23 protein-coding genes are annotated in these 21,006 nt (G+C 68.6%); 12 read left to right on the plus strand and 11 right to left on the minus strand.

The window, feature by feature from the left end; genetic code table 11:
• Positions 1 to 2: 2 nt before the first annotated feature.
• The gene (locus GPX89_RS43090) at positions 3 to 1,010 is read right to left on the minus strand and encodes an aldo/keto reductase (protein ID WP_157393572.1); all 1,008 of its coding nucleotides are present in this window, start codon (positions 1,008 to 1,010) and stop codon (positions 3 to 5) included.
• Positions 1,011 to 1,177: 167 nt separating this feature from the next.
• On the opposite strand from GPX89_RS43090, the gene GPX89_RS43095 reads away from it, so the two are divergent.
• Positions 1,178 to 2,017 carry a helix-turn-helix transcriptional regulator gene (locus GPX89_RS43095; protein ID WP_157393573.1) on the plus strand — a complete coding sequence of 280 codons (840 nt, stop codon included), beginning with the start codon at positions 1,178 to 1,180 and terminating at the stop codon, positions 2,015 to 2,017.
• Between the two features lies 1 nt (position 2,018).
• On the opposite strand, the gene GPX89_RS43100 is transcribed toward GPX89_RS43095, so the two are convergent.
• The 4 genes from GPX89_RS43100 to GPX89_RS43115 all read right to left on the minus strand — a co-directional run bounded on the left by GPX89_RS43100 (position 2,019) and on the right by GPX89_RS43115 (position 4,676).
• On the minus strand, positions 2,019 to 3,008 hold the full coding sequence (locus GPX89_RS43100) for a pirin family protein (protein ID WP_157393574.1): 990 nt from the start codon (positions 3,006 to 3,008) through the stop codon (positions 2,019 to 2,021).
• A complete protein-coding gene (locus GPX89_RS45230; protein WP_157393575.1) occupies positions 3,005 to 3,319 on the minus strand; it encodes a GNAT family N-acetyltransferase in 315 nt (104 codons plus the stop codon). Before GPX89_RS45230 ends, GPX89_RS43100 begins: the two co-directional genes overlap by 4 nt.
• 3 nt (positions 3,320 to 3,322) lie before the next feature.
• The gene (locus GPX89_RS45235; protein ID WP_157393576.1) at positions 3,323 to 3,805 is read right to left on the minus strand and encodes a carboxymuconolactone decarboxylase family protein; all 483 of its coding nucleotides are present in this window, start codon (positions 3,803 to 3,805) and stop codon (positions 3,323 to 3,325) included.
• An 85-nt stretch (positions 3,806 to 3,890) separates the two neighbouring features.
• Complete coding sequence (locus tag GPX89_RS43115) at positions 3,891 to 4,676, minus strand: alpha/beta fold hydrolase (RefSeq protein WP_157393577.1); 786 nt, start codon at positions 4,674 to 4,676, stop codon at positions 3,891 to 3,893.
• Between the two features lie 45 nt (positions 4,677 to 4,721).
• Between GPX89_RS43115 and GPX89_RS43120 the strand changes: the two genes are divergently transcribed.
• Positions 4,722 to 5,102 carry a MerR family transcriptional regulator gene (locus GPX89_RS43120; RefSeq protein ID WP_328602989.1) on the plus strand — a complete coding sequence of 127 codons (381 nt, stop codon included), beginning with the start codon at positions 4,722 to 4,724 and terminating at the stop codon, positions 5,100 to 5,102.
• Here GPX89_RS43120 and GPX89_RS43125 read toward each other — a convergent pair.
• Positions 5,099 to 5,560 (minus strand): MarR family winged helix-turn-helix transcriptional regulator, encoded by a 462-nt coding sequence (locus tag GPX89_RS43125; RefSeq protein WP_157393578.1) that lies wholly within the window; start codon positions 5,558 to 5,560, stop codon positions 5,099 to 5,101. The two genes, GPX89_RS43120 and GPX89_RS43125, sit on opposite strands and share 4 nt — an antisense overlap.
• 96 nt (positions 5,561 to 5,656) lie before the next feature.
• Here GPX89_RS43125 and GPX89_RS43130 point away from each other — a divergent pair, with 96 nt between their 5' ends.
• Both GPX89_RS43130 and GPX89_RS43135 read left to right on the plus strand, forming a co-directional pair.
• Complete coding sequence (locus GPX89_RS43130) at positions 5,657 to 6,274, plus strand: GTP cyclohydrolase II (RefSeq protein ID WP_157393579.1); 618 nt, start codon at positions 5,657 to 5,659, stop codon at positions 6,272 to 6,274.
• Between the two features lie 15 nt (positions 6,275 to 6,289).
• The gene (locus GPX89_RS43135) at positions 6,290 to 7,093 is read left to right on the plus strand and encodes a dioxygenase family protein (RefSeq protein WP_157393580.1); all 804 of its coding nucleotides are present in this window, start codon (positions 6,290 to 6,292) and stop codon (positions 7,091 to 7,093) included.
• Positions 7,094 to 7,104: 11 nt separating this feature from the next.
• Here GPX89_RS43135 and GPX89_RS43140 read toward each other — a convergent pair whose 3' ends face one another.
• Together GPX89_RS43140 and GPX89_RS43145 are read right to left on the minus strand one after the other, a co-directional pair.
• A complete protein-coding gene (locus GPX89_RS43140; protein ID WP_157393581.1) occupies positions 7,105 to 8,106 on the minus strand; it encodes an aldo/keto reductase in 1,002 nt (333 codons plus the stop codon).
• Positions 8,107 to 8,109: 3 nt separating this feature from the next.
• Positions 8,110 to 8,574: a MerR family transcriptional regulator gene (locus GPX89_RS43145; RefSeq protein ID WP_157393582.1), complete on the minus strand. Its 465-nt coding sequence runs from the start codon at positions 8,572 to 8,574 to the stop codon at positions 8,110 to 8,112.
• Between the two features lie 171 nt (positions 8,575 to 8,745).
• Here GPX89_RS43145 and GPX89_RS43150 point away from each other — a divergent pair, with 171 nt between their 5' ends.
• Positions 8,746 to 8,949: a hypothetical protein gene (locus tag GPX89_RS43150; protein ID WP_157393583.1), complete on the plus strand. Its 204-nt coding sequence runs from the start codon at positions 8,746 to 8,748 to the stop codon at positions 8,947 to 8,949.
• A 7-nt stretch (positions 8,950 to 8,956) separates the two neighbouring features.
• On the opposite strand, the gene GPX89_RS43155 is transcribed toward GPX89_RS43150, so the two are convergent.
• Entirely contained in the window at positions 8,957 to 9,448 is a 492-nt protein-coding gene (locus GPX89_RS43155; RefSeq protein ID WP_157393584.1) for a SixA phosphatase family protein, read from the minus strand.
• Positions 9,449 to 9,674: 226 nt separating this feature from the next.
• Here GPX89_RS43155 and GPX89_RS43160 point away from each other — a divergent pair, with 226 nt between their 5' ends.
• Complete coding sequence (locus GPX89_RS43160) at positions 9,675 to 11,342, plus strand: FAD-dependent oxidoreductase (protein WP_157393585.1); 1,668 nt, start codon at positions 9,675 to 9,677, stop codon at positions 11,340 to 11,342.
• Positions 11,343 to 11,601: 259 nt separating this feature from the next.
• Here GPX89_RS43160 and GPX89_RS43165 read toward each other — a convergent pair whose 3' ends face one another.
• Both GPX89_RS43165 and GPX89_RS43170 read right to left on the minus strand, forming a co-directional pair.
• Positions 11,602 to 12,378: a hypothetical protein gene (locus tag GPX89_RS43165; protein ID WP_157393586.1), complete on the minus strand. Its 777-nt coding sequence runs from the start codon at positions 12,376 to 12,378 to the stop codon at positions 11,602 to 11,604.
• Positions 12,379 to 12,486: 108 nt separating this feature from the next.
• Complete coding sequence (locus tag GPX89_RS43170; RefSeq protein ID WP_328602990.1) at positions 12,487 to 13,260, minus strand: acyl-[acyl-carrier-protein] thioesterase; 774 nt, start codon at positions 13,258 to 13,260, stop codon at positions 12,487 to 12,489.
• A gap of 224 nt (positions 13,261 to 13,484) precedes the next feature.
• Here GPX89_RS43170 and GPX89_RS43175 point away from each other — a divergent pair, with 224 nt between their 5' ends.
• The 6 genes from GPX89_RS43175 to GPX89_RS43200 all read left to right on the plus strand — a co-directional run bounded on the left by GPX89_RS43175 (position 13,485) and on the right by GPX89_RS43200 (position 20,997).
• Positions 13,485 to 15,266, plus strand: a complete 1,782-nt coding sequence (locus GPX89_RS43175) for a serine/threonine-protein kinase (protein WP_328602991.1) — start codon at positions 13,485 to 13,487, stop codon at positions 15,264 to 15,266.
• Positions 15,267 to 15,454: 188 nt separating this feature from the next.
• Positions 15,455 to 16,429, plus strand: a complete 975-nt coding sequence (locus GPX89_RS43180; RefSeq protein ID WP_157393588.1) for an NADPH:quinone oxidoreductase family protein — start codon at positions 15,455 to 15,457, stop codon at positions 16,427 to 16,429.
• A gap of 22 nt (positions 16,430 to 16,451) precedes the next feature.
• The gene (locus tag GPX89_RS43185) at positions 16,452 to 17,564 is read left to right on the plus strand and encodes a winged helix DNA-binding domain-containing protein (protein ID WP_328602992.1); all 1,113 of its coding nucleotides are present in this window, start codon (positions 16,452 to 16,454) and stop codon (positions 17,562 to 17,564) included.
• 145 nt (positions 17,565 to 17,709) lie between these two features.
• Entirely contained in the window at positions 17,710 to 19,050 is a 1,341-nt protein-coding gene (locus GPX89_RS43190) for an amidohydrolase family protein (protein WP_157393589.1), read from the plus strand.
• A gap of 208 nt (positions 19,051 to 19,258) precedes the next feature.
• Entirely contained in the window at positions 19,259 to 19,990 is a 732-nt protein-coding gene (locus GPX89_RS43195; RefSeq protein WP_328602998.1) for an ABC transporter ATP-binding protein, read from the plus strand.
• Complete coding sequence (locus GPX89_RS43200; RefSeq protein ID WP_157393590.1) at positions 19,990 to 20,997, plus strand: ABC transporter permease; 1,008 nt, start codon at positions 19,990 to 19,992, stop codon at positions 20,995 to 20,997. The genes GPX89_RS43195 and GPX89_RS43200 overlap by 1 nt, the downstream gene beginning before the upstream one ends.
• Positions 20,998 to 21,006 lie beyond the last annotated feature (9 nt).

Here is a 21,006-nt window from a genome sequence, read left to right on the forward strand (position 1 = left end):
GCTCAGCGCTCGCTGTCGAGCATGGCCATCTGCGCCGGGGCGTAGCGCCCGCCCGCGACCTGGTCGGCGGGCACGGCCGCCTCGATGGTGGCCAGCTCGGCCTCGGAGAGCTGGATATCCACCGCCGCAACGGCTTCCGCCCAGCGCTCCGGCTTCCGCGCGCCGATCAGCGGCACGATGTCGGCGCCCCGCGACAGCACCCACGCGATGGCCAGCTGGGCCACCGTCACCTGGTGGTCGGCCGCGATCTTGGCCAGCGCGTCGACCAGACGCAGGTTGGCGTCGAGGTTCTCACCCTGGAAGCGCGGGCTGTGGGCGCGGAAGTCGCTGGGCGCGAACTGCTGTCCGGGCCGCAGGGAATCGCTGAGCAGGCCGCGCGAGAGCACCCCGTAGGCGGTGACGCCGATGCCGAGTTCGCGTGCGACGGGCAGGATTTCGGCCTCGATACCCCGCGAGATCAGCGAGTATTCGATCTGCAGATCCACGATCGGGTGCACGGCCGCGGCCCGGCGCAGCGTCTCCGCCCCGACCTCGGACAGGCCGATGTGGCGGATGTAGCCGGCCTTCACCATGTCCGCGAGACCGCCGATGGTCTCCTCGATCGGAACATTCGGGTCCAGCCGCGCGGGCCGGTAGATATCGATGTAGTCGGTGCCCAGCCGCTGCAGCGAGTAGGCGAGGAAGTTCTTGGTGGCCGCCGGGCGGGTGTCGACGCCGCCGAAGCTGTTGTCGGGTCCGCGCAGCGCCCCGTACTTCACGCTGAGCAGGACGTCTTCGCGCTTGCGGTCGGCCAGCGCCTGCCGGATGAGCAGTTCGTTGTGGCCCATTCCGTAGAAGTCGCCGGTGTCGATGAGGTTCGCGCCCGAATCGATGGCGGCGTGCACGGTGGCGATCGAGGTGGCCTCGTCGGCCTGCCCGTACATGCCGGACATGCCCATGGCCCCCAGGGCGAGGCGGGAAACGGCGGGCCCGGTCTGGCCGAGCTGGACTGTGGTGAGGTTCTGCGTCATGCCCACAACGTTGCTCCGTCCGATCCCAGGATGGGAGAGGAGCGTTTATCCAGGGATTCGCGATCCCTGGTTACCCGGCTGGGGATGACTGTGGAAGATCTCACGGCGCGCATGCCTGGGATCACCCGTACCTGGATACCGGACCGGGGACAGGGGAGAGTGGTGGGATGGATCGAACCGAGCTGGCAGACTTCCTGCGCCGCCGCCGTGAGCAGCTGCAACCCGCGACTGTGGGGCTGCCGCAGGGTGCGCGCCGCCGCACCCCGGGCCTGCGTCGGGACGAGGTCGCGATGCTCGCGGGCATGTCGACCGACTACTACACCCGGCTGGAGCAGGCCCGCGGGCCGCGGCCCTCGGTGCAGGTGCTGGCGTCGCTGGCCCGGGCGCTGCGGCTGACCGACCGCGAGCGCGATCACCTCTACCACCTGTCGGGGCATCAGGCTCCGGCCAGGGGCGGTGACAGCCATGTGGGGCCCGGCATCCTGCACGTGCTCTCGAAGCTGGATGACACTCCGGCCGTGGTTATTTCGGATCTGGGTGAGGTGCTGGTGCAGAACCGGATGCACACCCTGATATCCGGGGATCACTCACAGCGACGGGGTCTGGACCGGCATCTGCCGTGGCGCTGGTTCACCGAGCCCGCCTCCCGGGCCATCTTCCCCGAGGAGGATTGGGAGGGCATGAGCCACAAGCACGTCGCCGATCTGCGCGCCACCGCCGCCCGCCGGGCGGGCGACGCCGATGTCACCGAACTGGTGTCCCGGCTGCGCGCGGCCAGCCCGGAATTCGAGCGGTTGTGGAACGAACACGAGGTCGGGTGCGACCGGGGGCACACCAAAAGGATCATCCACCCGGAGGTCGGGGTGCTGGACCTGGTCTGCGAACCGCTGCTCACGCCCAGCGCCACCCGCCACGTGCTGATCTACTACCCGGCGCCGAATACCGATACGCAGGAGAAACTGGATCTGTTGCGCGTCATCGGAACTCAGTCGATGACCAGCCGATAATTCAGTCGTGCGGAACTCCGCACCGGCGTTTGCGCGGCTTCAAATGCAAGCCGGGCAGCGGCGGTGCCGGGATCCGCTGATCCGGGGTGTGTCCGGCGATATCGGCAAACCGCCCGATATCGTGTTTCTCCCAATCGTTTCGGGCCTGTTCGATCTCTTCGTGACTGCGCGCCACGAAGTTCCACCACATCACCAGATCTTCGCCGAACGGTTCGCCGCCGAGCAATAGCAGATGTGCACCATCGGTGTCGTGCAGCCGAATCGATTCACGGTCACTGCCCAGATAGAACAGGCTGCCCGGCTCGACCCGGGTGCCGTCGATTCCGAGCCCACCCTCGATCACCAGGACCGCGTGCTCGAATTCGGGATTCAACGGCAGGTCGGCATTCGCCTCGGCTCGTACGACCAGGTCCGCGCCGACAATGGGGGTATAGGCGGTGGCCGGTGAGGTGACACCACCCAATGACCCGATCAGCACGGTGCCGGTGACGGCATCGGGAATCGAGAAGACCGGCAGTTCCCGATGCTGCTCGAAATGTGGTGCGATATCCCGGGATTCATTCGGGAGCGCGACCCACAACTGCAGACCCCGGCCCGAGATATGGCCCGGCACCCGATATTCCGAGTGCGCGATGCCGTGTCCGGAGGTCATGATGTTGAGCTGTCCGGGCTCGATCTCGACGTCGGAGCCCACGCTGTCGCGGTGGCGGATGCGCCCGTCCAGTGGCCAGGTGACCGTCTGCAATCCGATGTGCGGATGCGGGTCGATGTCGTGGCCCTCGGGATTGGTCTCGGAACCCGAGCCGAAGTTGTCCAGGAAGCACCACGCGCCGACGGTCGGCAGGTCACGCTGCGGCAATGACCGGAACACGGTCACGCCGCGCACACCGCCCAACGGCACCTCGCGGGCGGAAAAGAACTCCGTGCGCGGCCCCGGCCGCCCGGAGGATTCGCACAGCGCCTCCTCCGGTTTCGGCTCCAGGTCGCTCATCGCTTGATGCCCTTGCCGACCACGTACTCGTCGTATTCGGGATGCTTGTCCAGCCAGCTCTTGATGAACGGGCAGCGCGGCACGATGACGCGGCCGCGGGCGATCACATCCTTGATCGCCTCCTGGGCAAGGAGATTCGCCAGGCCCTTACCGCTGAATTCCTGGTCCACCTCGGTGTGAATGAAGGTGGTGTCGTTGTCGTCTCGCTCGCGGTACTCGCTGAACCCGGCGAGCGAATTCCCGTACCACACCTCGTACCGGTGTTGCGCGTCGTTGCGAACGACGGCGGCCGCCACGGCCTGTTCGCTCATTGTTCAGTTCTCCTTCCGCACCCGCACCGGATGTTTGCTCAAAATCGACACGCGATTGAACGCGCCGATTGTGGTCGCGGCCCAGATGAGTACAGACATCTGGTCATCCGACAAATGTTGCCGCGCAGCAGCATACTCATGCTGCATGCTTTCCTCATCCGGCAACGATGTCACCGTCTCGGCTACCGAGAGGGCTGCTTGCTGCAGTTCCGTGAACAGGTAGGGACTGCGCCGCCAGGCGGTCAGCACATCCAATTGCTGCTGGGTGACGCCGGCGTCACGGGCGGACCGCATATGCAGGTCCAGGCAGAACGGGCAACCGGTGAGCTGCGAGACGCGCACATTCACCAATTCCATGACGGCACGGTCCAGATCGGCCATCGCGGCGGCGTCGCGCACGGCGATGGCGACGCTATTGAGTGCGTGGAAGACCTCGGGCGTCTGCTTGTCGATCCACACCCGGTCGTGAGTTACAGGCGACTGCATAGTGGCTGCATCGTAAGCCGAGAACGTGAACCGTGCCTTCCGGTCTGAAAATTGGACGTTCCGGCCCGAGGTCTGTCCGGTTAACTCAGCGTTCGGCTCCCGCGCGCTGCCGCGCGAAGAAGCCGAGCACGGTGGCGTGCCAGGCGTCGGGCTGCTCGATCATGACCACGTGCCCGCCCGGCAACTCCGTGTACTCCGCGCCGGGAATGCCCGCCGCCTGCTCACGGGCATTCGCGGGATCGGACAACAGATCGCCGCTCATACCGATGACCAGCGTCGGCACGGCGACCCGCGCCAGATCCGCACGCACGTCCGCCGCCTCGACCAGCGCCGCCTGCGCCGCGGTGCCGCCGGGGATGTTCGCCGCGATCTGCGTCAGGAACTCCGAAAGCTGTTCCTCTGAAAGGGCATTCACGAAGTCCTTGCTGAACCCCGCCAGCAGGCAATACTGTGCGAAAGCCGCCCGGTCCCCGGCGGCCAGGGCCTGCTGCCACAGTCGGACATTCATCCGCCCCCGATTGTCGATCCTGGCGAAGCCACCCGCGAGCACCAGCCCACGCACCCGGTCGGGGTGCCGGACGGCCGCGCGAATCGCGACCGTGGTGCCGAGCGAGAACCCGACGATCGAGAAGGTCTCCGCGCCGTTCGCGACCGCCTCGGCCACCAGGGCGTCCGCGAGCAGGTCCAGGGTGAGCGGGGTGTCGTCGGCGGGGTAGTCGGAGCCGATCACCAGATGATCCTCGGCGAGCAGGGGAATCAGCCCGCCGAAGTTGGCGTCGATGCCGCCGCCCCCGCCGTGGGCGAGCACGATCGCGGGGCCGGAACCGGTGACCAGGGTGGTGAGTGCGGGGAGGGAAGAAATGTTCGTCATGGCGGCGACGTTAGGGATTCACATGGGTGTGAAGGTCAATGCGATGTGCGGGAGGTCACAGTGCTGATCGGGGAACTGTCCCGGGTCACCGGCGTGGCCCCGCGGCTGCTGCGCTACTACGAAGAGCAGGGACTGCTTGTCCCGCACCGCGATTCGAACGGCTACCGCAGCTACCCGGAATCGGCCCCCGACCGGGTGGCCCGCATCCGTGAGCTGCTCGACGCGGGTCTGCCCACCCGCGACATCCGCGAATTGCTGCCCTGCGCCACCGATTCCGGCTTCCAGCACTGTGACCACTCGCGAAAAGTAGTGGGCGACGGCCTGCATCGTCTCGACGATCAGATCGCCGAACTCACCCGGCGGCGGGAGCTGCTGGCTCGGCAGCAGGATGCCGTCCTCGCCGCCCCCTTCGACCCGGATCTCTAACCCGGCGCATCCCGCAGTCGGCGATTGGCCTCGGTGAAACCCGTTGTGACCGCCGCCAATTGCTCCGGGGTGAACGCGTCGATGAAGAATTCGCGCACGGTATCGACATGCCCCGGCGCGGCCTGTTCGAGGCGTTCCCGGCCCGCGTCGGTGAGCCGGGCGTAGACGGCGCGCAGATCGCTGTGACAGCTGCGGCGGGTCACCAGCCCGGCCTTCTCCAGCTGGTCGACCTGGTAGGTGAGCTTGCTCTTGGAGTTGAGCAGCGTGGTGGCCAGTTCGGCCATGCGCAGTTCACCGTCCGGGGCGGCGGCGAGCCGAACCAGGATTTCGTATTGCAGGTGCGAGAGTCCGGAGTCCCGTTCGAGCTGCCGCCCGATTCGGCGTTCCAGCAGGCTGGAGGCGCTCAAGTAGGCCAACCATGCCTCCTGCTGGGCCGGTGTCAGCCAGCGTGAACTCATCTGCCCAGGTTACAGCCGGTTGTTCGAAGTGGAATAACCTCGCGCTCCCCACGGTTCAATTTTGAACGACATGGTCCGTGGCCCTCAGGAGCAATCATGAGCAGCACTTTCGTCGGCGCTCGCGTCCGCACCCGCGTGCGGATCCCGCTGACCTTCGCCGACGGCTACTCGACCACCGCCCAGGCGGTCACCTTCGACGGCCTCGCCGACGGCCGCGAACACCTGGCCCTCATTCTCGGCGAGCCCGGGGACACGCCCCTCGTGCGCCTGCACTCGGAATGCCTCACCGGTGACGTCTTCGGCTCGGCCCGCTGCGATTGCGGTCCCCAGCTGCGCGAGTCCGTGGAACGCATCGCCGAGGCCGGCGGCATCCTGCTCTACCTGCGTCAGGAGGGCCGCGACATCGGCCTGTACAACAAGCTCGACGCCTACGCCCTGCAGGACTCGGGCCTGGACACCTACCAGGCCAATACCGAACTCGGCTTCGACGAGGACGCCCGCGACTACACCGCCGCCGCCCAGATGCTCTCCGCCCTGGGCGTCGACGACATCGACCTGCTCACCAACAATCCCGACAAGGTGCGCCAGCTGACGGCGCTCGGTGTGGCCGTGCGCGACACCCTGCCGACCGGCGTCCACGCCAACCCCGCCAACCTGCGCTACCTGCGCGCCAAGGCCGAGCACACCGGCCACACCATCCGACTCGTCGGGTAATCGAAAGGAAAACCCATGTCCCAGGCCGTGACTCACGAGCGGGCGGACCGCATGCCGGTGCTCTATCTGAGCCACGGTGCGCCGCCGCTGGCCGACGACCCGATCTGGCCCGGCCAGCTGGCCGCCTGGTCGGCCGAACTGCCCAGGCCCACGGCCATTCTCGTGGTCTCGGCGCACTGGGAGGACGCGCCCGTCACCTTCGGCGCGACCACCACCGTGCCGCTGATCTACGACTTCTGGGGCTTTCCCGAGCACTACTACCGGGTCCGCTACGCGGCTCCGGGCGCACCCGAGCTGGCCGCGAAAGTCCGTGCGCTACTCGATCGTCCGGGACATCCGGTGCACGAGGCTCCCACCCGAGGGCTCGATCACGGCGCGTACGTGCCGCTGGTGGAGATGTATCCCGACGCCGACATCCCGGTCCTGCAACTCTCGCTGCCGACCCTGGACCCGGTCGGCCTCTACGACCTGGGTCGCCGCCTCGCCCCGCTGCGCGACGAGGGGATTCTGATCCTCGGCAGCGGCTTCTTCACCCACAATCTGCGCGAGGCGAACTTCGGCCTCCCCAGCGATTACGCGCCCGGCTGGTCCAAGGAGTTCGACCATTGGGGCGACGAGGCTTTGGCGGCGGGCGACATCGACGCGCTGCTGAACTTCGAGCACACCGCCCCCGACGCCCGCCGCGCCCACCCGCGCACCGAACACTTCGCGCCACTGTTCGTGACACTCGGCGCGGGCGCGGATGAGCTGTCCACTCAGCACACCGCCATCGACGGCTTCTGGTACGGCATGGCGAAGAGGTCCATTCAGATCGGCTGACTATCGATCTGCTACTCGCGACCCGCCGACGCGAAGGTCATGTCCGCGTAGCGATCCCCGGCGACCTGGCCCGCGATCGGTTCCAGGGTCGCCAGTTCGTCCGCGGTCAGCTCCACCGTGGCGGCCGCGACATTCTCGGTGACCCGAATCCGGCTGCGGGTGCCCGGAATCGGCACCACCGACAGGCCGTGCACCCGGGCTCGCGCGTGCACCCAGGCCAGGGCGATCTGCGCGGGGGTGAGGCCGCGCGCTTCCGCGATGGCCCGTAGCGGGGCCAGCAGTTCGGTATTGCTCACGGCGTTCTCGCCATTGAACCGCGGCATGCCGCGTCGCACATCGCCTTCGCCGGTGGTCGGCGCGGCACCGGTCAGAAAGCCCCGGCCCAGCGGCGAATACGGGACGAAGGTGATGCCCAGCTCGGCGGCGGCGGGCACCGCGGTGCGCTCCACGTCCCGCGAGAACAGCGACCACTCCGACTGCACCGCCGCGATCGGATGCACGGCGTGCCCGGCGCGCAGTTCCGCCCCGGTCACCTCGGACAGCCCGAGCTGCCGGACCTTGCCCGCCGCGACGAGTTCCGCCATCGCGCCGACGGTGTCCTCGATCGGCACGCCCGGCTGCTTGCGGTGCATGTAGTACAGGTCGATGACCTCGATGCCGAGCCGTTTCAGGCTGGCGTCCACCGACCGCCGGATGTACTCCGGTGAGTTGTCCATGCCGCGGAACGCCGGATCGTCGGCCTTGCGGACGATCCCGAATTTCGTTGCCAGCACCACGTTCTCGCGGTGCGCCCGCACGAACTCGCCGACGAATTCCTCATTGTGCCCGCTGCCGTAGACGTCGGCGGTGTCGAACAGCGTCACGCCCAGTTCCAGCGCCCGCTCCAGCGTCGCCCGCGCCTCGGCCGCGTCGGTCGGGCCGTAGAACTCGCTGATGCCCATGGCCCCGTACCCCTGCGCGCCGACCCGGGTGTTCCCGAGGGCCGCGGTCGGTAAGGCCTGTGTGCCGGTCATCGATCAATCCCCTTTGGTAGCACTGCCATTCGTGCGGTACGGCGGATCGCAGACGGGACCGCCCTCGTAGAGCGCGATCTTGTAGTCGAGAACGACCAGGGTGGACTGCAATTCCTCGATCTGGTGGAGGACCTCGGCGCGGGTGCGCCGGAACATCTCGAGGCGTTCCGGGTAGGTGTGCTGCCCTTCCCGCACCAGTTCCGCGTACTTCACCATGTCGGCCACCGACATTCCGGTGAGCCGCAGCTTTCCGATGAAGGCCAGCCAGTCCAGATCGCGGTCGCTGAAACGCCGCTGGCCGCTGTGGTCGCGGCCGACGTAGTCCATCAGCCCGATGCGCTCGTACCAGCGCAGCGTGTCGCGGGTCAGGCCGCAGCGATCGGACACCTCGCCGATCGAATACCGCGGCCGCTCGTGCTCGACGACGTCCAGCGGTGCGTTCCGCTGTTGTACGGGTGCTGCTGCCATCGGTCTCGCCCTCCTCTGCCGAACCAACCCCGACGGTAGTGGGTTGGAGTGCACTCCAAGCAAGCCTAAAGTGCGCGAAGATCTGATCCACCGGGCGCGAAGATCTGATCCACCGGGCGCGAAGATTCGATGCGCCGGGCAACCCGCGGATTTCGGGCCTACGCTGGGGTCATGCCTGGAAAAGACATGGATCGGATCAGGGCGCGCTCGGCTCTGGAGACGGCCAAGGAACAACCGGTGATCACGGCCATCGCCGCGCTGCCCGTGGTCGCGGTGTTCGGAGTGGTGTGGTTTTTGACGAACTTCTGGCTGGCGCTGCTCTTCTTGCTGATCGTCGGTGGCGTCGTGGTGTGGAAGGGCAAACTACTCGGCTGATCTCGCCCTACCGCGGCACGTGGAAGCGCACCAGTTCGCCCGTGCCCGGGTCGGCGCTCGCCCACGGCCGGTCGAATTCGATGACCGCCAACGCGGAGGTGGGGAACTTCGCGCTCATCTCCTCCGCCGGTGCGGAATCGCGGTTGGCCGCCAGTTCCCATGCGGTCCAGGGCATTCCGGGGGAGTGGCCGACCATCAGCAGGGTCTCGACGGAATCCTCGGTGAGCTGGACCAATTCGATGAGGGTGTGCGGGGACGCCTCGTAGATCGACTTCTCGTAGGACACCGGCGCGGTGATGCCGGTGGCCGCCAAGGTCTCGCGGGTCCGCGTGGAACTGGAACACAGGACGGCGTCGATCATCGGCTGGGTCTCGCGCAGCCAGTCTCCGGCCAGCGCCGCCTCGCGCTGCCCGCGCGGCGCGAGCGGCCGTTCGAAGTCGGCCACCCCTTCCGGGTATCCCGATTTGCCGTGCCGCATCAAGATGAGAGTCCGCACCATAGGCATTACGGTAAGTGTCCTCGAGTCGAGCCCCGAGACCGGACTCACAGCGGTGCACGCCGGTGCCGCGTCGAGACAGTGCTCACACTCGAGGCACACTGAAGGTGGCGTCACATCGCAGTGCCGACACCCGATGGAATGCCGCCTATATTAGAACGTGTTCTACCGCCCTGCTCGAACCCCGAGCGGAGTAGCACCACGCGACAGTTTCGAGGATCTGCGAGATATGGCCTATGTGATCACGCAGCGTTGTTGCAACGACGCCAGCTGCGTACCCGAGTGTCCGGTCGATTGCATTCGTCCCACGCCTGAGCAACGCGAGTTCGCCACGACCGAGCAGCTCTACATCGACCCGGACACCTGCATCGACTGCGGCGCGTGCGTCGACGCCTGCCCGGTCGACGCGATCTTCTCCGAGGACGACCTGCTCGCCTCGCTGGCGCGGTTCAAGGACATCAATGCCGCCTACTTCGAGCGGCATCCGCTGGAGTCGAACTTCGAGCCGCTGGTCGCGCCCACGCGCGCGCCCAAGGACCTCGGCACGCTGCGCGTCGCCGTCGTCGGCGCGGGCCCCGCGGCCTGCTATGCCGCCGAGGAGCTGCTGCGCCGCGCCGATGTCGAGGTGGAGCTGTTCGACCGGCTGCCCACGCCGTACGGCCTGGTCCGCGCGGGCGTCGCGCCGGACCACCCGGGCACCAAGTCGGTGGCGAGCCTGTTCGAGTCGGCCTTCCGTCGCGAGGCGCTGCAGTACCGGCTGAATGTCGAAGTCGGCAAGCACATCTCGCACGAGGAACTGCTCGCGCACCACCACGCCGTCATCTACGCCGTGGGCGCGGCCACCGACCGCCGCCTCGGCGTGCCCGGCGAGGACCTGCCCGGCAGCCACTCCGCCACCGAGTTCGTGGCCTGGTACAACGGCCACCCGGACTTCGCCGACCGCGACTTCGACCTCTCGGGCGAGCGCGCCGTCATCGTCGGCAACGGCAATGTCGCGCTCGACGTGGCCCGCGTGCTCACCGTCTCGCCGGACGAGCTGGCCAAGACCGACATCGCCGACCACGCTCTGGATGCGCTGCGCCGCAGCAACATCAAGGAGGTCGTGGTGCTGGGCCGTCGCGGTCCGCTGCAGGCCGCCTACACCTCGTCGGAGTTCCTGGCGTTGGCGCACCTGAAGGGTGTCGACATCATCGTCGACCACGGTGACCTGGATCTTGACCCGGCTTCCCAGGCCCAGCTCGACGATCCGGACGTGGAACCGTCGCTGCGGCTCAAGTACACACTGGCCAAGGAGTACGCCGACGGCAGCCGCAACCCTGCCAACAAGCGCATCGTCTTCCGGTACCTGGTGTCGCCCACGGCCATCCACGGCGACGACAAGGTCGAGTCGCTCACCTATGTGCACAATGAGCTGGTCGAGGAGAACGGTCGCACGGTGGCCCGCGCTTCCGAGCGCACCGGCACTCTGGACGCCTCCCTGGTGCTGCGCTCCATCGGCTACAAGGGCGAGCCCGTGGCGGACGTGCCCTTCGACGAGTCGAACGGCGTCATCCCCAATGCCAAGGGCCGAGTCCTGGCCGACGGCAACCCGGTACAGGGCGTGTACGTCTCCGGCTGGATCAAGCGCGGCCCCCGTGGCGTCATCGGCTCCAACCGCGTCGACTCGCAGGAGACCGTGGACCAGCTGATCGAGGACTTCACCAACGGCAAACTGGCCGCCCCGCAAGGCAATCGGGCCGCCCTGGAAGCGCTGCTGGCCGAGCGGCAGCCCGACCAGATCGGCCGCGAGGGCTGGAAGGCCATCGACACCGCGGAGAAGACCGCGGGCAAGGCCGGCGGCCGCCCCCGCGTGAAGTTCACGAAGATCGAGGATCTGCTCAAGGCAGCCAAGGGATAGCCCAACTCTCGGGACTCTCAGGGGCTTCGCCCCCGAACCCCCAGGAGCCGCCTTGGGGGCTTGGCCCCGAAGCCAAGAGCTGCCTTGGGGCTTGGCTCGAACCCAAGGAGCTGCCTTGGGGCTTGGTCCGAACCCAAGGAGCTGCCTTGGGGGCTTCGCCGCCGAACCCCAGAGAGCCCGGGGGTCTGCCCCGCTCCCGCTGGACACTGCGGCCCCACCCGAACCGGGTGGGGCCGCAGTACTTTCGGGCAGGTCGGGTCTACTGTGCGCCGAGCTCGATCTGCAGGCCGTCCTTCGCGCACATGGACGGGTAGGCGGGGTCCGGCTGGGCGTTGCAGGACCAGCCGTTGATGGTGGCCACGTCGCTGGTGCTGATCGCCTGCGCGTACTGGCTCGCCACATTGATCGCCTCGGTGCAGCCGACGGTGCCCGCCGCGGTGGCCACGGCGATCACGGTCCGCGTGCCGCCGCCCGCGTCGGTCACGGTGCCGCAGTTGACATTGCCCGCGGGCGCGACCGAGGTGGTGGTCGGCGGGGGAGTCGTGGTCGGGGGAGCGGGCGGGACCGGGGCCGCGCCGCCGCGCAGGCCGAGCAGGAAGCCGTCCTTGAAGCAGATGTGCGGAACGGCGGTGTCGGGCTGGGCTTCACAGGTCCAGCCGTCGACCTGGACGGCCTCGCCGGAGCTGGTGCCCTGGACGTAATGGGTGGCGACCGTGATGCCCTCGGTGCAGCCGGGCACGCCCGCCGCATTGGCGTAGGCGATCACGTCGGCATTCTGCCCATTGGCTCCGGTTACCGGTCCGCAATTGACGTCGGAGGCGGTCTGGGTGGTGGGTACCGGCGGCCGGGTCGGATTGGGCGGCAGCGGTTTCGGGTTGGGCGAGGTCGTCGCCGTGGCCGGAGCCGTGGTGGTGCTGGTCGCCGCGACCGAGGTCGAGGTGGTGTTCTTCGCCGAATCCTTGGAGTGGCTACAGGCCGTGAGCCCGACAACGAGGGCGGGCGTGGCGGCCAGCAGCGCTAGGTGAGCCAATCGCATGGCGACGATCTCCTGTTCTCGACCACCCCCTCGGCGATCGATTCGTCGCCCAGTGTCGCAGGCAAACGGCCAGCGAATGCGAAGGTGATCCGGGGATGTCGCGAAAGATCAGCTCGGCAGCGGACCGATGCGCACCGCGGTGGTGGTCACCCCGCCCACCACGAACCACAGTCGCAGCGCGGGGTGCCCGGTGCGATCGCCGGGCTCGTACCGGCTGCGCACACTGATGTGCTGCCGTGCCAGCACCGGCGCGATGTACTCGATGACCGCGCGATGCGGTCCGGCGACCAGCTTCGGGTAGTCGACCAGATACTGCTCGAGCGCCTGCCAGTAGGCCGCGTTGTTCACGTGGTTGTACTGGTCGATGTCGGTGGCGCGCACCGGGAACGGCAGATCCACATCCGATTCCGGCGGTGTGGGATCGGTCAGCCAGGGCCGCCAGCGCAGCCGGTGCTCGTCGGTGGTGCGGGCGAGCTGGGCCAGGCCCTCGTCGCTGATGCGGGTCGGCATATTGGTGAACTCGTTGATATTGATCCAGAACCCTTCGGTCTCGATCAATCCGCCGTCCTCGCTGGTGATCCGCACCCGCATATTCGTCCACCGCGTCGACATGGCCGAACACCAGCGCCGCAGTTCCACCCGATCCGGCCAGTGGACGGGCCGCACCACATCCACCACCGTGCGCCGCACGATCCACGCCGGATCGGTCCGGTGGAAGAACCCGGATTGCATTTCCTCCCAGGCGATGTCCTGGAGGTAGCGGGCCGCGGCATCGAATCGCAGCCGGTGATAGGGATCCACATCGCCGGCCCGGACGGGCCACGCGGAAGCGAAGCCCATGCCCTCCTCGGGAAGCGGGGCGAGTGGCTCATCGAGTGACACTGGTGCTCCTCGCGCTGCACGCCGTTCCGAGTCCTACCCAACAGCGCGTGCCGCATGTCTATCCATCAGCACCGTCGCGGTGCCTGTTGACCGAAGTCCGTCACATGACTCTACGGTCAACTCGCCACAGGGGGGAACGATGGTCACCTCAGGGAGTGGTGACAGTGCGTCACCCGAGCCGTAGCCTTGGTTTTCGAAGATCCGGCAGAGGGAGGACGACGCGATTGGCCGCAGGGGAGAGGGCCGGTACGCGGTTCGGACAGTACGAATTGCGGCGACTGCTCGGCGTCGGAGGCATGGGCGAGGTCTACGAGGCCTACGACACCGTGCGCGATCGAGTGGTCGCCGTGAAACTGCTGGATGTCGACCTGGCCCGGCAGCCCAGCTATGTCGAGCGCTTCCGCCGCGAATCCCGCACCGCCGCCAAACTGCAGGAACCACACGTCATTCCGGTGCACGACTGGGGTGAGGTGGACGGGGTCCTGTTCATCGACATGCGCCTGGTCCGCGGCCGCGACCTCAAGGCGTACCTGCACGACGAGGGCCCGCTGCCGCCCGAGCACGCCGTCACCGTGGTGGAGCAGATCGCCGCCGCGCTCGACGCCGCCCACGAGAGCGGACTCGTGCACCGCGACGTCAAGCCCGCCAACATCCTGCTCACCGGCGAGATGTTCGCCTACCTGGTCGATTTCGGCATCGCCCACACCGAATCCGACGCCCAGCTCACCCAGACCGGCAATGCCATCGGCTCGTTCGCCTACATGGCCCCCGAACGCTTCGAGCACAGCGCCACCGTCTCGGCCGGAGCCGACATCTACGCGCTGGCCTGCGTGCTCTACGAATCCCTCACCGGCAGACCGCCCTTCCTGACCGAGGGCAATCTGGCCACCATTCGCGCCCACATGCTCACGCCGCCACCGCGGCCCAGCGTCCGGGCGGGCGTGCCGGTCGGGTTCGACCAGGTGGTCGCCATCGGCATGGCCAAGGACCCGACGCGCCGCTTCGCCAGCGCCGGGCAGCTGGCGCGGGCGGCGCGGGCCGCGCTGCAGCGCGCCGGGCAGGGGGAACCGGCCCGCACCACGGTGCCGCCCGCCCCGCCGACCCTTCCCAGCCCGGCCGTGCCGCCGAGCCATTCCGGTTCGCGGTACCTGGACCATCCCTCGGGGCCCGCGCAGCCGTACGGGAACCCGCCGCCGCGGGGGACGAATCCGTCGAGGCCGGTGGATCCTTCGGGGCCGCAGCGCCTTTCCGGTCCGGTGGGCCAGCCGAGCGGTGAGCGCCCCGCCGGACCGCCGGTCCATTCCGGACCCGGGAACTACTCCGGACCCGGCAACTACGACCCGACCGTGCGGCGGCAGCCCGTCGCACCCACCTACGAGAACCCGGCGGGACGGTACGAGAACCCGACGCGGCCCCGCGAGCACCCCTCCGCGCCACTGCCGTTGCCACCCGAACCGCGCAGCAGGCTGCCGTTGCTGATCGGCGCGCTCATCGGCGTGGTCCTGGTGCTGGGAGGCGTGCTCGGCTGGGCATTGCTGTCCAACAGCCACACCGGCGGCAAGGACGGCGGCGGCAACAGCGCCGCGCCGGTCACCCCGAGCGCCGGGGGCTCGGTCACGACCACCTCGGCCTACCGCACCACAACGCCTCCCACCACGACGCTGGCCCCGCTCTCCGGCTCCGTATCCGGTACGGACGGCCAGGGATTCACCTCGCAATCGCCGCGCTGCAACGGCGACGATCCGGCCATGGCCATCGGTCGCACCGACAAGTCGCGCCTGGTCGTCTGCCGCACCTCCGCGGGCCGCTACTACTACAAGGGCCTGCGCATCAGCGACGGCGCGGGCATCCAGCTCGACGACCCGGTGCCCGACGGCTCCGGCGGCTTCACCGTCACCAACCCCACCGACGGCACCCAGTACAAAATCACCGCCTACAGCCTGGTCATCACCAGTGGCGGCCAGGTCGCCGCTAATGAATCCATGATCGAATACGCCCACCGCTGAGCTTTCCGATTCCCAGCGTGACAACTGATTTAGTGGTGGCCGGGGTAACTCCCCGGGTACGTCCAAGATCGCGTTGGCACCCAACGCGGGTACGGATGCGAGACTGGTCACGGCTCTCAGCCGCCCGCTAGAGTCGCGGGGAGGCGGGGGAGCATCCGCAGGTGGATTGATCGGAGTTGATCGGGAAAATGCGCGCAGCCGTGGTGAGCAAGCTTGAAGGCCCCGAATCCATCGAGGTGGTCGATTTCCCCGAGCCCGTCGCTTATCCGGGTGGCGTCGTCATCGACGTGCACGCCGCCGGCATCGCCTTCCCGGACGTCCTCATGACCCGCGGCCTCTACCAGATGAAGCCGCCGCTGCCCTACGTCGTCGGGTGCGAGGTCGCGGGCATCGTGCGTGAGGCCCCGGAGAACGCGCACGTGCGGGCCGGTGACCGCGTGGTCGCGCTGACCCTGCTCGGCAATGCCGCCGCGGAAGTAGCCGTAGCCCCGGTCGACATGGTGTTCAAGCTGCCCGACAACGTGTCGCTGGAAGCCGGTGCGGGCGTGCTGTTCAACGACCTCACCGTGCACTTCTGCCTGCGCAATCGCGGCCGCCTCGCCGAGGGCGAGACCGTCCTGGTGCACGGCGCGGCCGGCGGTATCGGCACCTCCACGCTGCGCATGGCCCAGGCGCTCGGCGCGGGCCGGGTGATCGCGGTGGTCAGCACCGAGGAGAAGGCCGAGGTCGCGCGGGCCAACGGCGCCACCGACGTGGTGCTCACCGACGGCTGGCTGAACGCGGTCAAGGAACTCACCGATGGCCGCGGCGTCGACATCGTGCTCGACCCGGTCGGCGGCGACCGCTTCACCGACAGCATCCGCTCCCTGGCCTCGGCCGGCCGCCTGCTGGTGGTCGGCTTCACCGCGGGTGAGATCCCCACCGTCAAGGTGAACCGCCTGCTGCTCAAGAACGTCGAGGTGATCGGCGCGGCCTGGGGTGAATGGGCCATGTCCCACCCGGGCTACCTGGCCGAACAGTGGGCCGAGGTGGAGCCGCTGCTGGCCAACGGCAAGATCGCCCCGCCGGAACCGGTGCTCTACACCCTCGAACACACCGCCGAGGCCGTCTCCGCCCTCGACAAGCGCACCGCGACAGGGAAAGTCGTCGTCACGATCCGCTGAGAAAGCGCTACGGTGCTGAATCGTGAAGCTGTCCAACCGGATTCTCAACCGGACACTGCTCGCCCGTCAGCACCTGCTGGAGCGAACCGCGCTCGACGTCGGCGACCTGTGTGACCACCTGGTCGGCCTGCAGGCGCAGGACATGCTGCCGCCGTTCGTCGCGTTGTGGAGCCGCGCAATCGATTTCGCCCCGGCGACGGTCTCGAAGGCCCTCGACGACCGCTCGCTGGTGCGAATCACCCTGATGCGCGGCACCATTCACCTGGTTACCCCGCCGGACGCACTGCGCATCGCTCCGCACATCCAGCCGGAACTGGAGAAGATCCCGTTCCGCAAGGGCTTCAACTACGGCGCGCTGGTCGGGCTGGACCCGGAAGAGGTTCGCGCGCACGGGGAATCGGTACTGGGCGACGAACCGATGCCCGCCGCGCAACTGCGCGAGCACGCCGCCGCCCTCTACCCCGACCGTGACCCGGGCGCGATCGTCCAAGCCTGGCTCTATCAGCTCCCCGTCCTGCAAACCCCGCCCCGCGGCCGCTGGGGCGACAGCAGCCGCCCGATCTGGTCCCGTGTGCAGCCCTGGCTCGGCGCACCCCTCGATCCGGGCTATCCCCTCGAGGAGCTCCTGCTCCGCTACCTGCGCGCCTTCGGCCCCGCCACCACCATGGACATGCAGACCTGGTCCAAACTGACCGGAATGAAGGCGGCCGTCGCAAAACTCGGCGACCGCGTCCGCACCTACACCGACGACCGCGGCCGCACCCTCTACGACGCCGCCGACGCCGTACTCGCCGATCCCGAACTGCCCGCACCGGTCCGCCTGCTCGGCTGGTACGACAATGCGATTCTGTCCCACCAGGATCGGAGCCGGATCGTCCCCGACGGCAATGCCCCGCCCCTGCGCGCCTTCGCCAACCAGGTCTCGCCGGTGCTGGTGGACGGATACCTGACCGGTGTCTACAAGGTCTTCACCAAGGGCACGACGGCATCGCTGCGGATCTGCCCGCACGGCACCTGGACGCGCGCCGAACGCGAGGCCGTCGAAGCGGAAGCCGTTGCCCTGCTGGAATTCCTGGAACCCACCCACACGCGCAGCGTCGAGATCCTGGCGCCGGGAGCCGACCTGCGGCCGTAGCCGGGTGAGATCGCGCGCGAGGATTTACCTGTGGGCAACACCGGGTCGTTAGGCTTCCCGGCACGACGCTCATGGCTGCAACGGGCGACGGGCACCATCGAACACCCGGTGGGCGAACCAGCCGCATTTCCGAGAGGAATGCCGCATGGTGCGCATTCAGCCCTGTTCCGTCGTCATCGGTGACGTCACCGCCTACCTCGCCACCCCGGCGGGTCCCCGCTGGTTGCCGGGACAGGACGTGGTGGTCGTCGACGGCGTGATCACCGCCCTCGCCCCCGGTGCGGGAGCCGGACTCGAGCTCCCTTACACCGACGGTGCCGGGGGCCATCTGATCCCGGGTTTCGTCAACACCCACACCCATCTGCAACAGTCCGTCCTGCGCGGAGCGGGGGAGGGGCTGCCGCTGCTCGAATGGTTGCACTGCGTAGGCGAATTCACCGTCGCCGCCACCCCCGAGCAGACCTACGCGGCCGCGCTGGCCGGTGGACTCGAACTGTTGCGGAGCGGCGTCACCACCGTCGTCGAGCACATGTGGCCGAACCCGTCGCAGGCCGTGCACGACGCGGCACTGCGAGCCTTGTCGGAGTTGGGGATCCGGGTCGTGTTCGGGCGCGGCCTCGCCGACCGGTCGGACCCCACTCGCAAGTGGGGGATGGATCCCCGTCTGGTGCAACCGCTTCCGGAGGTCTTCGCTCATCTCGCCGATCTCGACACGCGCCTGGCGGGTTCCCGCATCACCACCGCGCTGGCCGTGCCGAACCCGCGCTGCCTCACCCCGGACGGCATGGCGGCGGTGGCCGAATACGCCGCGCAGCACGGCAAGACCATCTCCATCCACCTGCTCGAGACCGGCACCGACGAGGAGATGTGCCGATTGCATGCAGCCCGCTCGGCCGTCGACTACCTGGACGCGGGCGGACTGCTCGGCCCGCGGACCCTCGCCGTGCACTGCTGCAAACTCGATGCCCAGGGTCGCGAAACCCTTTCCGCACGCGGGGTTTCGGTGTCCTACAACCCGCTCAGCAATATGCGCCTCGGCAGCGGTGTGGCCCCGATTCCCGCCATGCTCGACGTCGGCGTGCGCGTGGGTCTCGGCGTCGACGGCGCGGCCAGCAACGACACCCAGGACATGCTGCTGGCCCTGCGCGTGGGCGCTTACCTGCAGCGCGCCCACCACGAGCGCGCCGATCTGCTCCCCTTCGACGACATGCTGCGCCTGGCCACCCGCGGTGCGGCCCCCGCCCTCGGGCTGGCCGACGGCCCCACCGGTCTGGCCGTCGGCGATCGCGCCGACCTCACCCTGGTGCGCTTCGACCGCGACTTCGCCTGCCTGCCCGTCCGCGACCCGGGCGCGAGCCTGCTGACCACCGGCTCCCCGCGCGTGGTGGACACCGTCTGGGTCGACGGCGAAGCGGTGATCCGCGACGGCCGCAGCACCCGGATCGACGAGGCCGACCTCGTGAACCTGCTGAATAGCATGCGATAACAGTTAATCGAGCCGAAACAGACGCTCGATTGCATGTAATCAAGGAACGCAAGACTGAAAGGACGTCAAGCATTGCACGCAATAAAGTGAGAAGGTGAGTGTGGTGGCTCCACGGGACACAGCACACAGCGGCACGGCCCTCCTGTCCGGCGCACCCGCCGAGCGGCCGGGACCCGACCTCGCCGCCGAACCCGGACGCGCCACCGAGATCTCGTTCGCCGGTGTCGGAAAGCGATTCGGGGGCAATGGATCCGGGGAGGTCGTCGCACTGGACGGCATCGACCTGGAGGTCCGCCGCGGCGAATTCGTCGCCGTGGTGGGGCCTTCCGGCTGCGGCAAGTCCACCCTGCTGCGGCTGGCCGCCGGATTGGACAGCGCCACGTCGGGAAGCGTTGCGGTGCAGACCGATTCGGTCGGATTCATCTTCCAGGACGCCACCCTGCTGCCCTGGCGCAAGGTGCTGCGCAATGTGGAACTGTGCGCCGAGCTGCGGGCGATCGGCCGCACCGAACGGCGGACGCGCGCGACGCGCGCCCTGACCGCGGTCGGCCTGGCCGACTTCGCGGGCAAGCTGCCCGGCCAGCTCTCCGGCGGCATGCGCATGCGGGTCTCGCTGGCCCGCGCCCTGGCGCTGGAACCCGAACTCATGCTGCTCGACGAACCCTTCGGCGCGCTCGACGAGATCACCCGGCTGGGCATGCAGGAGGAGTTGCTGCGCCTCTACCGAGACAACGCCTTCACCGCCTTGTTCATCACCCACTCGGTCTCCGAGGCCGTCTTCCTCGCCTCCCGCGTGGTGGTCATGTCCGCCCGCCCCGGGCGCATCCACGAGGTCATCGACATCGACCTCCCGTATCCCCGCACCCGCGACCTGCGCTACGAGCCGGCCTTCACCGCGCTCGCGGCCCAGGTGTCCGCATCCCTGAAAGAAGCCTCCTGATGGCCGCTCACCCCACCGCAGCCCCTCCCGCCCGAACTGCCGCGAGCGGCGCCGACCGCCGCCCCGCACCCGAACTCGCGCCGGGTCCCGGGCCGGACGGCGTGGCTCGGATCACGCGGCCGCCCTCCGAGCCCGCATCGAACCCGTCACCGAAAGCGACCGCCGGTAACGCACTCGCCGCCGAAGCGGTCGCGGAGAAGTCGCGCTCGGCTGTCGGGGCGCTCGCGGTACGCGTGTTGCGCAAGGCGCTGGTGCCGCTGGTCTCCGCCGGGCTCGCCCTCGGGGCCTGGTATCTGGTGTCGCTGGTGTTGCTCTCGCCGCAGCGGCGGTTCCTGCTGCCGCCGCCGCATCGGGTCCTCACCGAATCGCTGGCCGACCCGGCGAAACTGGAAGTGATGCTGCGGGCGCTGGCGGTCACCGCGCGGATCGCCGTCACCGGGCTGGCGCTGGCCGCGGTGATCGGCGTCGCGGTCGGGGTGATCATGAGCCAGGCCAAGGTGGTCGAGCGGGTGGTATACCCATATGCGGTTGTGCTGCAAGCGATTCCGGTGCTGGCCGTGGTGCCGCTGATCGGGCTGTGGTTCGGGTACGGGCCGACGGCGCGGACCATCGTGTGCGTGCTCATCGCGGTGCATCCGATCATCGCCATGACGTTGTTCGGGATCCAGTCGGTGGACGCCAATCTCCGCGAGCTGTTCGCGCTCGGCCGGTCGAATCGACTGCGCCGCTTGGTTTCCCTGGAACTGCCCGCCGCGCTGCCGTCCATCATGGCCAGCCTGCGCACCGCCGCCGGACTCGCGGTGACCGGCGCGGTCATCGGCGACATGTTCTTCGCCAAGGGGCAGCCCGGCATCGGCACCCTGCTCGACACCTATCGCGCCCGCCTGCAATCGGAGGATCTGCTGGCCGCACTGGTGCTCGCCGCCCTGTTCGGCGTCACCGTCTTCGCACTGTTCACCGCGGCGCAGCGGCTCACCGTCGGCCGCTGGCACGCCTCCGGCCGCTGAAAACACACG

The organism is Nocardia terrae, from assembly GCF_009760405.1.
Lineage (GTDB): Bacteria > Actinomycetota > Actinomycetes > Mycobacteriales > Mycobacteriaceae > Nocardia > Nocardia terrae.